Raw genomic sequence first — 13,835 nt, 5'->3', positions numbered from 1 at the left:
CAGGATGGAAGGGACACAGAATTTCGCTATAGTGGGGCGGACTCCATCACCCAACGGATCGGGAAATGACAAAAAATACACTGAATAACACAGAACTGCCCGCACAGGGCGGTATAAAAATCTATCTGAGAAACGGGCTGTATTTTGTGCTGTTTTTAATGGCAGTACAGTTACTGACCACACTGACCGGCGGGAGATTAACCGCATTGGGCATTGAGCCGCGTACGGTTAACGGACTGTTCGGTATTTTCCTTGCACCTTTTATTCACAGCAGTTGGGGGCATTTATTCAGTAATCTGCCGCCGCTGTTAATTCTCAGTGTGCTACTGATGATCCCGTCGGTGAAACATTATATTAAGGCATCCCTGTTTATTATTATTGTCGGCGGGTTGCTGGTCTGGCTATTCGGGCGGACGGCGGTGCATGTCGGGGCGAGCGGCTGGATCTTCGGCTTGTGGGCATTACTGATTTATCAGGGAATTTTTCGCCGTAAACCACTGGATATTATTATCGGCATTCTGGTGCTGATTTATTACGGCGGCATGATCAGCGGACTGTTTCCGGGACAGCAATTCGTCTCTGTTGAGTCCCATCTGAGCGGCGCGGTGGCAGGGGTTTTATTCGGCTGGCTGCAATACCGCAAACGGAAACAGAACAAAAAACCGGCATAACACTCTGCCGGGTGTTATCACCCGGCATCATTATCTGTCAGCCCCGGATGCGGGATGTCAGACCTTTCAGGAAATAACGCAGCAGCTGATCACCACAGTCGCGGTAATTTTTATGATCCGGATTGCGGAACAGGGCGCTGATTTCCGGTTTTGAGACCCGGAAGTCGGCACGCTGAAAAATATCCGCCATATCCGTATCTTTCAGTTCAAACGCAACGCGCAATTTTTTCAGAATTATGTTGTTGGTCAGACGGGCATCCACCGCCGGAACCGGACGGCTTTCATCTTTACCGCGGCGGAAAATAATCAGTCCGTTGAGAAAGTGACCGGTCACATTATCATCACAAAGCTGATAATCCGCTTCGTCTTCTTTTTTCAGCCAGTCGCTCATCTGCGCTTTGGTGACAGTTAATCCGGCAAGTCCGGTGATTTCGGCCATTTTTGCGTCACTCAGATCCAGCATGTAGCGGACACTGCGCAGAACATAGTTATTCAGCATAAACAGGGGTTATCCATGGAGGGAGTTATAAACCCTGCAATACTAGTGATTATCCGTCCGCATTTCAATGAAATCCGCTGGTTGGAAGTGGATTAATGGCGGTGATATAGTAGGTTTTTCCGTTCAGTCATGAGGTTACTATGTCATTGTCCCGCGCATTTGCCACCACACTGCTTGCCGCTGCCTGCTCCGCTTATGCTGCCGACCCGGCAGATCTGATGATAACAGACGGCACTGTGCTGACCATGAACCCGGACAATACGGTGTTTGAGCACGGTACCGTGGTGGTCAGTGACGGCAAAATTGTCGCCGTCGGCGGCCCTGAGCTGACAGCGAAATATCAGGCAAAAAAAGTGCTGGATGTAAACGGTGATATTGTGATGCCGGGGCTGATAAACACCCACACTCACGGCTCGATGACGGTTTTCCGCTCTCTCGGGGATGATGTGCCGGATCGCCTGCACCGCTATATTTTTCCGCTGGAAAATAAACTGGTTTCCCGCGATATGGTACGTACCGGCGCCAATCTGGCTAATATCGAAATGATTAAAGGCGGCGTGACTACCTATGCCGATATGTATTATTTCGAAGATGAAGTTGCGAAGACCGTGGATAAGGCGGGTTTACGCGCCGTGCTGGGGGAAACCATTATTAATTTCCCGGTTGCGGATGCACAGACCCCGGAAGAAGGGATCGCGTATGCGGTGCGCTTTATCAATGAATACAAAGATCATCCGCGCATCACACCGGCATTTGCCCCGCATGGCCCGTATACCAATACCACTGAAAACTTACAGAAAATCGCGGCATTGTCTGAAGAACTGAATGTGCCGGTGATGATCCATCTGGCAGAAACTGACCGCGAAAAAGACGAGATCGCCAAACGCACCGGCGGGAAAAGCCCGGTGCAGTATATGGCGGATATCGGCGTGCTGAATAACCGCCTGTTGGCGGCACATGTGATTATGGCCGATGATAATGACCTGAATCTGCTGAAGAAATATGATGTCGGGGTGGCACACAATATCAGTGCCAACACCAAATCCGCCAAAGGCGTGGCACCGGTCACGCAAATGCTGGAAAAAGGGATCCGCACCGGGCTCGGTACCGATGGCCCGATGTCCTCCAATACACTGACCACCATGAATGAACTCAATCTGGTCGGTAAAATCCATAAACTGGAAACCAAAAACCGGGCAGCCATGCCGCCGCTGACCGTGGTTAAAATGGCGACCATGGGATCGGCCCGTGCGCTGCATATGGAAGATAAAATCGGCTCGCTGGAAACCGGAAAACGGGCAGATATCATTGTGGTGGATACCAAAGCGCCGAATATGGTGCCGGTGTACAGCCCGTATGCCGCCCTGGTTTATGGTGCAAACGGTGCCAATGTCCGTCATACCATTGTGGACGGTGTGATCCTGATGGAAGACCGGCAGTTACTGACCGTCAATGAAAATGAAATTATTCAGGATGCACAGCGTTTTGCGGAGAAAGTCCGTGAAACTGTGCGCGCTTCAGGGGAAGAAGTGAAATGACAAAAAAACTTAAATGTGCGCTGATTTATGACTTTGACGGCACACTGGCAGAAGGTGATTGTCCGGAGCACGGACTGATGCCTGCACTGGGGATCACTGATACTCAGGCATTCTGGCGGGAAGTGAAGCGGTTTGCCAAAGCCGATGACGGTGACGAAATTCTGTCCTATATGGGGTTACTGGCTGCGAAAGCCAATATCCGGCAGTCATCTGAATTGAGTGTTGAAAATCTGAAGAAACACGGTGCAACGATTCCGTTGTTTCCCGGCGTCACCGAATGGTTTAGCCGTATCAATGCCTGGGCGCATGAACAGGGACTTGACCCGGAACACTATATTCTGTCCAGCGGACTGGACGGTATGATCCGCGGCACCGCTATCGGCCATGAATTCCGCGATATTTTTGCCTGTAAATATCACTATTCCGCTGACGGAAAAACCGCGCTGTGGCCCGCTCAGGCTATCAACTACACCACCAAAACACAGTTTTTATTCCGGATAAACAAGGGGATACATAACTCATGGGATAATGTGGCGGTTAACCAGTTTATCGAGCAGGAAGAGCGTGCAGTGCAGTTCCGCCATATGATCTATTTCGGGGATGGTGATACCGATATTCCGGCCATGAAAATGGTGCGCTATCAGGGCGGTTTCTCGCTGGCGGTGTTTGATCAGAAAAAATGGGGCAACCCGGAAACACAGAACAAGGTCGGCAAGCTGATTGCGGAAGAGCGGGCAAATTATGTAGTACCCGCAAACTACGAGGAAGGCAGCCAGCTGGATGTGACCGTGAAAGGGCTGTTACAGTTGTTCAGCCGTAAGCGCTGAGATCTGCAAACCCGCACTAGTGACACTGTCACATATAATGCGGGTGTTACATGTCCGTTCAGAATATTTTTGCCCGGTCACCGTCCGCAACCAGTCAATTGGTGTACCATAACGACAGAAACTATTCAGAATAAGAAATGCATGGAGAAAGTATGAAATACCAAAATGTGACTGACACGCCCGGTGAGAATTCCTATTTCCTCGTTTTTAATCTGACAGATACCCCGCAAATGCGGGAGACGGTTGTTACGCTGTGTAATAACCTGTCCGGTATTCTGCGCAGCATCCGTAACCGCTTTCCGAAACTGGAAGTCAGTTGTGTGATGGGGTTCGGGGCGGATGCGTGGCAGAAACTGTTTCCGGACGCGGGTAAGCCCCGTGAGCTGAATACCTTTGAAGCGATTAAAGGACCGCGTTTTACCGCCGTATCCACCCCCGGTGATATCTTCTTTCATATCCGCGCCCTGAATGTGTCGGCCTGTTACGAGCTGGGTTCCATCATCAGCCGTGCTCTGAGCGGTGCAGTGACCTGTGAGGATGAAGTTCACGGCTTCCGCTATATGGACGGACGCGCGATTATTGGCTTTGTCGATGGAACAGAAAATCCGGAATTTGAGGATGAGCGCAAAGAGTATGCGGTTATCGGCGACGAAGATCCGGGATTTGCCGGCGGCAGCTATGCCTTTGTGCAGAAATACATTCACGATATGGATGCCTGGCAGAGCCTGAGCACCGAAGATCAGGAAAAAGTCATCGGCCGTCATAAATTCAATGATGTCGAACTGACCGATGAGCAGAAAATCCCGGGATCCCACAATGTGGTGACCAATATTCAGGACGAAGAGGGTAATGACCTGAAAATTGTCCGCGCCAATATGCCGTTCTCCAATCCGGCCAAAAATGAGCACGGTACCTATTTTATCGGCTACGCCCGTTATTTCTCCACCACCCGCAGAATGCTGGAAAATATGTTCGCGGGGAAAGAAACCGGTGCCACCGATGAATTACTGAAATTCAGTACCGCCGTGACCGGTACTCTGTTCTTTATTCCGTCCCCGGCCATGCTGGATGATGTTGAATAACTGACCGGATCCGGGAGATCACGCCCGGATCTGCTTTCCCGCCTGTTGTTTCCGCGTTTTTTATTGGTATTTCCCCGTTGTCTGCGGTAAAGTTTCCGGCTTTTTTCCGGCATGGCAAACAGCGGAGGCATTATGTTTATTGGTTTTGATTACGGAACATCCAACTGCTCAGTGGCAGTAATGAAAGAGGGCACTCCGGTGTTATTACCGCTGGAGGGGGATAATGTCTATATTCCGTCCACCTTGTGTGCACCGACACGCGAATCCGTATCTGAACACCTGTTCCGTCACCGTAATATTGCGCCGTCAGATAATACCGGCGAACAACTATTACGCCGTTCTGTTGCCTTTAACCGTGAGGAAGGGATTGAACTGGTGCCGGAAGATATTCTGTTCGGCCAGTCGGCACTGGAACTGTATCTCAGTGATCCGCGTGATGTCTATTACGTCAAATCCCCGAAATCCTTTCTCGGTGCATCCGGGCTGCACGATGTGCAAATCAGCTTCTTTGAGGATCTGGTCTGCGCCATGATGGCGAATATCAAATCTCAGGCTGAAGTTTCCACACAGGAAATGATCACCGAAACCGTGATCGGCAGACCGGTCAACTTCCACGGTTTGGGCGGTGAAAACGCGAATAAGCAGGCGGAAGCCATTCTTCTGCGCGCCGCAAAACGGGCCGGTTTTCAGAACGTGACCTTTCAGTTTGAACCGGTGGCTGCCGGGCTGGAATATGAATCAGTGCTGAATAATGATCAGACGGTGCTGGTGGTCGATATCGGCGGCGGTACCACCGACTGTTCACTTATCCGCATGGGACCGGGTTACCGGGGACAGGCAGATCGCACTGACAGTCTGCTGGGGCACAGCGGACAGCGGGTCGGCGGAAACGACCTTGATATTTATCTGGCTTTTAAACAACTGATGCCGCTGTTCGGCATGAACAGCCGCGCGGCCTCCGGTATCGAAATGCCGCTGATGCAATTCTGGAACCCGATCGCCATTAATAATGTCGAAGCACAAAAAGAGTTCTATTCGCGTCAGAATCTCACACTGTTACAGCAGCTGAAACGGGATGCGGCAGAACCGGAAAAACTACAGCGTTTGCTGGACGTATATAACCAAAGCCTGGGTTACAGCATTGTCCGCCGGGCGGAAGAGGCAAAAATCGCGCTTTCCGCCTCACCGGCGTATCGTGCGGCAATCCGCCTGCTCAGCGAAACGCTGGAAACGGAGATCAGCGCGGCGGAGATGGAAGAATCGATTTCCTCCCCGAAAGATAAAATGATTTCCCTGGTGAATGATGCAGTGCAGCAGGGCGGCACAACACCGGATGCTATCTTCATCACCGGCGGCTCAGGGCGTTCACCGGTATTATGCCGTGCCATTGAAGCTCAGCTGCCGGGAATACCGGTGGTCAGAGGAAACGATTTCGGCTCAGTAACTGCCGGTCTGGCGCGCTGGGGCGAAATTTGTTTTAAATAAACTTGCAACAGACCGGTCGGTCTATTAGAGTATTGTCATGAACAAACATACTGAACACGATACCCGCGAACATCTTCTGGCCACCGGCGAACGCCTGTGTCTTCAGCACGGCTTTACCGGCATGGGGCTCAGCGAACTGCTGAAAACAGCCGGGGTGCCAAAGGGATCGTTTTATCATTATTTCCGCTCCAAGGAGTTATTCGGCGTTGTCATGCTGGAACGCTATTATGAAGATTACCTGGAGCGCCTGACCGGACATTTTGAGCACGGAGCAGGGAATTACCGCGATCGGTTTCTCGCGTATTATGGTGATATTCTGAAAAATGCCTGTCAGCACAGCCATATTCAGGGCTGTCTGACGGTCAAATTATCCGCTGAAGTGTGTGATTTATCGGAAGATATGAATGCTGCAATGGATAAAGGCGTCAGTAAAGTGATCGCGCTGCTGGCGCAGAGCCTGGAAAACGGAAAGAAAGAGAAATCACTGACGTTTGAGAGGGATGCACAGCACACCGCACAGGTACTTTATTCGTTATGGCTGGGGGCAAATCTGCAGGCAAAAATTTCCCGCAGTACCGCGCCGCTGGAAAGTGCGCTGGCCCATGTTGAAACACTGATTACCGCGCCTGAGTAATTTTTCCGCAGGCGTTTTTATTTACCTGAAAACTAGTCGACTGGTCTAATCCGGAGTTACTATGTCACAACAACCATTGTCACAGAAAAAACTGTTTACCCCGCTGAAAGTGGGTGCCTTTACCGCACCGAACCGTGTCTTTATGGCACCGTTGACCCGGCTGCGCAGTATCGAACCCGGCGATATCCCGACCCCGCTGATGGGGGAATATTACCGTCAGCGCGCCGGGGCCGGGCTGATCATCTCGGAAGCCACTCAAATTTCGGCACAGGCCAAAGGCTATGCCGGTGCACCGGGGCTGCACAGTCCGGAACAGATTGCAGCCTGGAAAAAAATCACAGCCGGTGTGCATGACGCAGGCGGACACATTGCTGTCCAGTTGTGGCATACAGGGCGGATTTCCCATAACAGCATTCAGCCGGGGCAACAGGCACCGGTGGCACCGTCTGCGATCAGTGCCGGAACCCGCACGTCACTGCGTGATGAGAATGGTCACGCTATCCGCGTTGATACTTCCATGCCGCGTGCGCTGGAAACCAGTGAAATCCCGGGCATTGTAAATGATTTCCGTCAGGCGGTCGCCAATGCGCGTGAGGCCGGGTTTGATATGGCAGAGCTGCATTCCGCTCACGGTTATCTGCTGCATCAGTTCTTATCGCCGGATGCCAACCACCGCACCGATCAGTACGGCGGTAGCCGCGAAAACCGTGCTCGTCTGGTACTGGAAGTTGTGGATGCCGTCTGTGCGGAGTGGGGACCGGAACGCATCGGGATCCGTGTATCACCAATCGGTTCATTCCAGAATATGAGCAACGGCCCGGATGAAGAGGCGGATGCGCTGTATCTGATTGAAGAACTGAATAAACGTAATATCGCCTATCTGCATATGTCTGAGCCGGATTGGGCAGGCGGTCAGCCGTACAGCGACGATTTCCGTCGTAAGGTGCGTTCTCTGTTCCGTGGTGTGATTATCGGTGCCGGTGCGTATACCCCGGAAAAAGCCGAAGATCTGATTGAAAAAGGGCTGATTGATGCGGTGGCATTTGGCCGTGATTATATCGCCAACCCGGATCTGGCGGCACGTCTGGCGAAAAAAGCGCCGCTGAACCCGCAGCGTCCGGAATCCTTCTACGGCGGTGGTGCCGAAGGGTATACCGATTATCCGTTTATGGCATAACAGACATTAATCCGGCGGCAGAAAACAGCCGCCGGGTTATTTTTACGGACGGATAATCGTATGTGCATACACTGTGCTGTAGCCATCCATCTCTATTTTGCGGAATTCCACATCAAAAACCGCATTTAATAAAGAGGATCCCAGCAGTGCCGCGGATGAGCCGAAATAACGTAATTTCCCCTGTGATAACACAATAACCGATTCAAAATAGCGGAATACCATATCCAGTTCGTGCAGACACACTACCACCAGTTTTTCTTTTCCCTGTGCCGTTAAATCCTCAATCAGCTGCATCCGGTGTTTTATATCCAGTGCTGCACCCGGTTCATCGGCAAATATCACCGGCGGATCACACATCAGCGCCATTGCGGTAAGAACACGGCTTTTTTCCCCGCCCGATAATATATGCCAGTGTTTATCCAGTAACGGCTGTAATTCATATTTCCGGCAGGCAGATGCTTTTGCGGCTTTCGGGTCAGCTGCCCGTTCTGCGGCCAGCGAAATTAATTCCTCTGTGCGCTGATCCCAGCAGGGATTAAAACTCTGTGGAATAAGACCGATTTTCTGCATCCGCGCCGCGCCTTTATAACGGCTGACATTTTTTCCGTCCAGAGTAACGGCACTGAATACCTCCCGGTCAAGCCCGGATAAGGCTTTTATCAGCGTGGATTTACCGGAGCCGTTCGGGCCGATAAGGGCAATGCTGCCTCTGGCGGGTAAATGCAGGGAATCAACCGTCAGTATTGTTTTATCCTGTTTACGGACGTTCAGGTTATTCACTGTGATCATGATTTTCTCACCCGTTTCGCCAGCAGATAAATAAAGAAAGGGCCGCCGATAAAGGCGGTGATCAGCCCGAGCGGTATTTCCCCCGGCGGCAGCAGGCTGCGCGATAATGCATCGGAGAACATCACCAGTGCAGCACCAATAACAGCGGAGGCGGGCAGAACATATTTATGACGGGCACCAACCTGCCAGCGGGCAATATGCGGGGCAATCAATCCGATAAACCCGACAACGCCGCCGAGTGAAACGGCAATTGCGACAATGGCTGATCCGGCAATTAAGGCCAGCACGGTAAACCGTTCAACCGATAAGCCGAAACTCATTGCCATTGTTCTGTCCAGTCCCATTAAATCCAGCCCGTCAGATAACAGATAAACGGATAATAAAATGGCGGCCAGGGTTAATATCAGGCTGATGAGCAGACCTTCTCCGGACGGGGTTTGTATTCCGCCCAGAATCCAGCTTAATACCACCTGAAGACTGGTACTTTCATCGGATAATGCCATCATCATAAACGAACGGGCGGCATTTAATACCGCACTGACCGCCACCCCGGTTAATAACAGTGTGGCGGTATCCAGTGACCCGGCAATCCGCGAGACGGATAACACAATAAATATCGCCGCCAGTGCGCCGCTGAACGCAAATAACGGCAGTGATACCGCCAGCGGTAATCCGAGCGGGACTAATAATGCCACTGTTCCGCCGATCGCCGCACCGCCGGAAGATCCTAATAACCAGGGTTCTGCCAGCGGATTACGGAATACCCCCTGAAAAATGGCACCGCTTAATCCCAGTAATGCGCCGGTAAACCCGGCGGTAATCACACGCGGTAAACGCCATTCAGTTAATAAGCGGGATATCAGATCATCACTGTAAAACAAGGCGCTGAGCACTTTCAGCGGACTTTCCCAGGTGTGACCCGCACAGGCTGAAAAAATAAATGCAGCGAAAAGGATGAATAACAGGCTGACAATTTTCACTGTTTCAGACTCCATTTTTCAAATATGTCAGACATATATTCAATGCCGTCAATAATCCGCGGGCCGGGAATAAGCACATACGCACTTTTGACCGGATAAATATCGTTGTTTTTTACCGCTTTCATTTGTGACCAGCCGGGAAGTGCCAGTAAATTACGGATTTTATCTCCGGTGATGGTGTACAGAATAATATCCGGATCGGCGGCGATGATGGCTTCCGGTGATACCTGTTTCAGCGCCGGTCCGGCCTGTTTATATTCCTCCAGTGCCAGCGTTCCGCCCGCTTTTAAAACAGAATCTGCGGTATATCCGGGGGTTTTCTTATATGCCTGCGGCCGGGCAACCAGTAATAACCCGTTACTGACCTGACCGGTGATCATAATAACCCTTGGTGCGCGGTAACCGGCGGGTTTTTGCTGAACAGTATGCAGCCGCTGTTCCATTTCCGCCGCCACCTGTTCGCCTTTTTCCGTTGTTTTGGTGACCTGCGCCACCAGACGGATATTACGGATAATCTCCTCAATACTGTTTCCCTCCAGCACCAGTACAGGAATGCCGAATTTGCGCAGCGGTATTAATAACTGATGCGTGGCCTGGCGGGCAGGGGTCATAATCACCAGATCCGGTTTCTGTTCAATGATCCGCTCAAGGGAAAACCCGAGGCGGCCGCCGATTAACGGTTTATTTTTGATTTCATCCGGGAAATAGGTGTAGGCATCAATACCGGCGATATTGTCAGCCAGTCCGAGGATCGCCACAATTTCGGTATTTGATGAAAAGATAGTCACAATGCGCTGCGGTTTTTCGTTCAGTGTGACCGGCACAGATAATTGCGCCATCATACTGAAAGCAGGCAGAGCATGGCACAGGGCCATGCTCAGAGTGATAATTATAATCAGGACTTTCATTATTGCCGGTTAAAAACGGTATGTCACACCGGCAATAAATGACCGGCCCGGCATAGAGGTTCCGAGACTACCGTTCGATTTCGACGGCAGCATAATATACGGGTCTTCATCCAGGGCAAAAAAGACCGGATGTTCGTTTTTATCCAGAATATTGTCTATCCGTCCGTACAGCGTCAGTGACTGGCTGATATCCACATCCGCCTGAAGATTCCAGACCATAAACGGCGCTTTGCGCATCACATACGAGGAATAAGGGCGGACCTCCGGGATAATACCTTCCTCTGTTTTATACCACATCGGCCCGCGCAGAATGCCCTGTAACTGAAGACTCCACGGATAACGGGCATTGGTAAAATAAAGCTCGTTAATAAACGCCGCCTGATACTGATACATGCGCTGAACTTTATTACTGTTATTGGTTGCGGTTATTTTGGCACCTTTATCTTCCATATCGAAATTCCAGCTGCCGTTTAAACGCATGACCCAATCCCAGTCTGTCTGCCAGTCAAATACACGGTTAACGGTGGCACGGCTGTTAATTTCCAGTCCGCGTACCACAATATCATCGTCGCTGTTGGCGTACTGGTAGACATTCGGTGCCAGAACGTTGGTCTGTATTCTGTTCTGAATCGTATTCTGAAAGAGGGCAATATCCACGGAGTTCAAAGAGTCACCGAGTGTCGCACCCACTTCAAACTGACGGTTACTTTCTGCTTTCAGTGAACTGTTGCCCAGATATTGCGTGCCGGACAGCGTAATATAATCCGCGCCCAGTTGTGTGGCGGTCGGCGCACGGTAACCGGTGGCAACAGAGGATTTCAGATTCAGCCAGTCATTGACCTGATAGTTGGTACCGAGACTCCAGGTTAACTGATTATAAGAGGCACTGCCGGTGAACTGATTATCCAGGTTCGGTGTTTTATCAAAATTGGTTTTCCCGTAGGTATAACGCATCCCGCCGCGGATTATCCAGCTGTCGTCAAATAAACTCTGCCGGTCATCAAAATAGACGGCATACTGGTTTTCAGTCTGGTTATTATCATACGGCGCGGATTGTTTCAGCGGGTTGCCGCTGACACTGACCTGATTACGTTCTGAACGCAGACGGCTGTATTCATAATCCACCCCTAATAACAGATCATTCTGCTCATGGAGTTTAATCACCGGCTGGAATTTCACGCCGTAAATATCCAGCTGACGGCGGTTATGATCACTGCGGGTTTTTGCGGTTAACGGTGATGCCCAGCGGAAATTATCCACGTCCTGCACAAAATAGGCGTGGCTGTTCATTCTGAAAATACTGTCATCGGTGCCGTTTTTCCAGACCACATCCGCTGAGCGGTTATAACGGGTATCTTTAGCGTAAATATTCCCGGTTGACCCACGGAAACCGCCATCATAAATACCGTCAGTCCGCAAAGAGACATCGAGCAGGTTACTTTCGTTGATCTGCCAGCCTAAATTACCGCTTAAACCAAAACGTTCCCAGTTGGTATTTTCCTGTTTGTGGCCGCCTTTCCCGGAATGGTAATCATCACGGCGACCGGCTTCAAACCCGACATAGCCGTAAATATCGCCGTCATCATTCTGAAAACCATAGCCGCCGTAAGTCTGTGCCAGCCCCCAGGATCCGGTTTCTGCTGAGATTTTGCCGCCTTCGTCGGTTAATCCGTTTTTCAGGAAAATATTAATCACGCCGCCCATCGCCTGAGAGCCGTAAATAACCGAAGAAGGGCCCCGGATCACTTCAATCCGGCTGACATCTTTCGGTGATAATTTGGATAAGTTCGCGGTTCCCGCACGGCGGCCGTTAACTAATACCAGCACCTGTCCGGCAAAATCTTTCCCCTGACCATCCGTTGCGGCACCGCGGATATTAATGGATGTCTGCCCGGGACTCCATTCACTGAAAAAACCGACACTGTTTTGTGCCAGTAATTCGGTCAGACTTTCCGCCCGTGAGCGTTCAATCTGGTCGCTGTCGATAACCTGGGTGGTAACGGTGGATTTTCGCTGCTGTTCTTCACGCCCTGACGCGGTGACAATTAAAGTATTACCGTTTTCTGTATCCTGTTTTACGGTATTTTCCGCCCCGGAGGATAATTGTGAATATGACAGGATCAGTGAAACCAGCGCCAGTTTCCTGCTGTTTATTTTCATTTTTTAAAACTCATTTTTATATAATGCCTGACCAAGACACCGGTTATATCCGGTGTATTCCCTGAAATAATTTTTCTGACACAAATAACATCAAGTGTTAATGAGATCCGTTTTCATCTTAAGAAAACAGGGCAGGCTAAGTCACTAAAAAATATGACTAATCGTCTGAAACGGGAAAGTGGTCAAGATAATTGAAAACAAACCGTTACAATCACGCAGGGAGATAATAAGAAAGGTGAGCAGATGTTGAAAATATGCTGCATTGTTAAAAACCCGGCGGCACCGGAACGATGCCGCCGGATAAGGCTACAATAAGCGGATGCGGTGCCGGAAGCGATCAATAAACTGCTGATTCCAGTCATCGCCGCCGGTGGCGTTGCCGCTTTTCCAGATTGGCGGTTCAATACCTTGCTGTGCCAGCAGATTTACCGTTTCGGTTATCAGGGCATTGAGCAGAAATGCATTGGCAAAGGTGGACATGGCTGCCACCTGCTGGGTTATTCCCTGGATCTGCATAACCGCATCACCGACCTGCACATGAGAATCCAGCACCAGGTCGGCGATATCACACAGATTTTGTCCGGTAGGGTGGCGCGCGGGGTGATCTGCCGGTGTTTCCCCGGCGTGGGCAACCGACGTTACTGCTATCACCGTCACCCCGCGCTTTTTCGCTTCAAGGGCAATATCAATGACCGAGGCATTAATACCGTAAGCATTGATAAGTACCATCACTTCCCCGGCCTGTACCGGGTTGTTATTCATGACAATGCTGCCGAATCCCGGCAGACGCTCAATCGCCATTGAGCGCAGCGCGCCGTTTGTCAGCAGCGTTCCTTCATCCAGGATCGGATTAATGTGCATCAATCCCCCGGCACGGAAAAAAACCTCCTGAGGACCGAGATTGGAATGCCCGCCGGAGGCCGCCACGTGGATCAGGTTATCGCGGGCTATTTGTTCTGCGAGCAGGGCGGCGGCCTGCGGTAACGTATCGCGGTTACTGTCCAGCACGGTGTGCAGATGTGCGGTAATTTTGCTGAGATATTCCGCAGATAACGCCAGCGGATCTGTTGTTGTATTTATCATCG

General features: G+C 50.9%; 13 protein-coding genes. 7 read left to right on the top strand and 6 right to left on the bottom strand.

Annotated elements, in window-relative coordinates:
- Window positions 1–65: 65 nt before the first annotated feature.
- Complete coding sequence (locus ACF8OF_RS13785) at window positions 66–671, top strand: rhomboid family intramembrane serine protease (protein ID WP_262882850.1); 606 nt, start codon at window positions 66–68, stop codon at window positions 669–671.
- 37 nt (window positions 672–708) lie between these two features.
- Here the strand turns inward: ACF8OF_RS13785 and ACF8OF_RS13780 are convergent, their stop codons facing one another.
- Complete coding sequence (locus tag ACF8OF_RS13780; protein ID WP_004237586.1) at window positions 709–1,170, bottom strand: DUF1456 family protein; 462 nt, start codon at window positions 1,168–1,170, stop codon at window positions 709–711.
- Window positions 1,171–1,310: 140 nt separating this feature from the next.
- Between ACF8OF_RS13780 and ACF8OF_RS13775 the strand changes: the two genes are divergently transcribed.
- The 6 genes from ACF8OF_RS13775 (at window position 1,311) to ACF8OF_RS13750 (ending at window position 7,913) form a co-directional block, all read left to right on the top strand.
- Complete coding sequence (locus ACF8OF_RS13775) at window positions 1,311–2,708, top strand: amidohydrolase (protein WP_392496967.1); 1,398 nt, start codon at window positions 1,311–1,313, stop codon at window positions 2,706–2,708.
- Entirely contained in the window at window positions 2,705–3,535 is an 831-nt protein-coding gene (locus tag ACF8OF_RS13770; protein ID WP_274369465.1) for an HAD family hydrolase, read from the top strand. The genes ACF8OF_RS13775 and ACF8OF_RS13770 overlap by 4 nt, the downstream gene beginning before the upstream one ends.
- 152 nt (window positions 3,536–3,687) lie before the next feature.
- Entirely contained in the window at window positions 3,688–4,617 is a 930-nt protein-coding gene (locus ACF8OF_RS13765) for a Dyp-type peroxidase (protein ID WP_262859162.1), read from the top strand.
- Window positions 4,618–4,749: 132 nt separating this feature from the next.
- On the top strand, window positions 4,750–6,102 hold the full coding sequence (gene yegD, locus ACF8OF_RS13760; RefSeq protein ID WP_392497350.1) for a molecular chaperone: 1,353 nt from the start codon (window positions 4,750–4,752) through the stop codon (window positions 6,100–6,102).
- A gap of 37 nt (window positions 6,103–6,139) precedes the next feature.
- Entirely contained in the window at window positions 6,140–6,736 is a 597-nt protein-coding gene (locus ACF8OF_RS13755) for a TetR/AcrR family transcriptional regulator (protein WP_046892117.1), read from the top strand.
- A 76-nt stretch (window positions 6,737–6,812) separates the two neighbouring features.
- Window positions 6,813–7,913, top strand: a complete 1,101-nt coding sequence (locus tag ACF8OF_RS13750) for an alkene reductase (protein ID WP_392497349.1) — start codon at window positions 6,813–6,815, stop codon at window positions 7,911–7,913.
- A gap of 42 nt (window positions 7,914–7,955) precedes the next feature.
- Here the strand turns inward: ACF8OF_RS13750 and ACF8OF_RS13745 are convergent, their stop codons facing one another.
- The 5 genes from ACF8OF_RS13745 to ACF8OF_RS13725 all read right to left on the bottom strand — a co-directional run bounded on the left by ACF8OF_RS13745 (window position 7,956) and on the right by ACF8OF_RS13725 (window position 13,833).
- Entirely contained in the window at window positions 7,956–8,702 is a 747-nt protein-coding gene (locus ACF8OF_RS13745) for an ABC transporter ATP-binding protein (protein WP_392496966.1), read from the bottom strand.
- Window positions 8,699–9,682 (bottom strand): iron ABC transporter permease, encoded by a 984-nt coding sequence (locus ACF8OF_RS13740; protein ID WP_279797983.1) that lies wholly within the window; start codon window positions 9,680–9,682, stop codon window positions 8,699–8,701. Before ACF8OF_RS13740 ends, ACF8OF_RS13745 begins: the two co-directional genes overlap by 4 nt.
- On the bottom strand, window positions 9,679–10,590 hold the full coding sequence (locus ACF8OF_RS13735) for an ABC transporter substrate-binding protein (RefSeq protein ID WP_392496965.1): 912 nt from the start codon (window positions 10,588–10,590) through the stop codon (window positions 9,679–9,681). Before ACF8OF_RS13735 ends, ACF8OF_RS13740 begins: the two co-directional genes overlap by 4 nt.
- A gap of 9 nt (window positions 10,591–10,599) precedes the next feature.
- On the bottom strand, window positions 10,600–12,750 hold the full coding sequence (locus tag ACF8OF_RS13730) for a TonB-dependent receptor plug domain-containing protein (protein ID WP_392496964.1): 2,151 nt from the start codon (window positions 12,748–12,750) through the stop codon (window positions 10,600–10,602).
- Window positions 12,751–13,056: 306 nt separating this feature from the next.
- Window positions 13,057–13,833, bottom strand: a complete 777-nt coding sequence (locus ACF8OF_RS13725; protein WP_392496963.1) for a sugar isomerase domain-containing protein — start codon at window positions 13,831–13,833, stop codon at window positions 13,057–13,059.
- Window positions 13,834–13,835 lie beyond the last annotated feature (2 nt).

Source organism: Morganella sp. TYF_1 (assembly GCF_043105645.1).
In the GTDB taxonomy this organism is placed as follows: Bacteria; Pseudomonadota; Gammaproteobacteria; order Enterobacterales; family Enterobacteriaceae; genus Morganella; species Morganella morganii_B.
Note: the sequence above shows the minus strand (reverse complement) of the source record. Positions and strands in the feature narration are given on the sequence as shown.

What these genes read in the sequence shown, in the direction of transcription:
- ACF8OF_RS13785 (WP_262882850.1), top strand. Translation starts at nt 66, where the DNA reads ATGACAAAAAATACACTGAATAACACAGAACTGCCCGCACAGGGCGGT.
- yegD (WP_392497350.1), top strand. Translation starts at nt 4,750, where the DNA reads ATGTTTATTGGTTTTGATTACGGAACATCCAACTGCTCAGTGGCAGTA.
- ACF8OF_RS13745 (WP_392496966.1), bottom strand. Translation starts at nt 8,702, where the DNA reads ATGATCACAGTGAATAACCTGAACGTCCGTAAACAGGATAAAACAATA.
- ACF8OF_RS13735 (WP_392496965.1), bottom strand. Translation starts at nt 10,590, where the DNA reads ATGAAAGTCCTGATTATAATTATCACTCTGAGCATGGCCCTGTGCCAT.
- ACF8OF_RS13730 (WP_392496964.1), bottom strand. Translation starts at nt 12,750, where the DNA reads ATGAAAATAAACAGCAGGAAACTGGCGCTGGTTTCACTGATCCTGTCA.
- ACF8OF_RS13780 (WP_004237586.1), bottom strand. Translation starts at nt 1,170, where the DNA reads ATGCTGAATAACTATGTTCTGCGCAGTGTCCGCTACATGCTGGATCTG.
- ACF8OF_RS13775 (WP_392496967.1), top strand. Translation starts at nt 1,311, where the DNA reads ATGTCATTGTCCCGCGCATTTGCCACCACACTGCTTGCCGCTGCCTGC.
- ACF8OF_RS13765 (WP_262859162.1), top strand. Translation starts at nt 3,688, where the DNA reads ATGAAATACCAAAATGTGACTGACACGCCCGGTGAGAATTCCTATTTC.
- ACF8OF_RS13755 (WP_046892117.1), top strand. Translation starts at nt 6,140, where the DNA reads ATGAACAAACATACTGAACACGATACCCGCGAACATCTTCTGGCCACC.
- ACF8OF_RS13725 (WP_392496963.1), bottom strand. Translation starts at nt 13,833, where the DNA reads ATGATAAATACAACAACAGATCCGCTGGCGTTATCTGCGGAATATCTC.
- ACF8OF_RS13770 (WP_274369465.1), top strand. Translation starts at nt 2,705, where the DNA reads ATGACAAAAAAACTTAAATGTGCGCTGATTTATGACTTTGACGGCACA.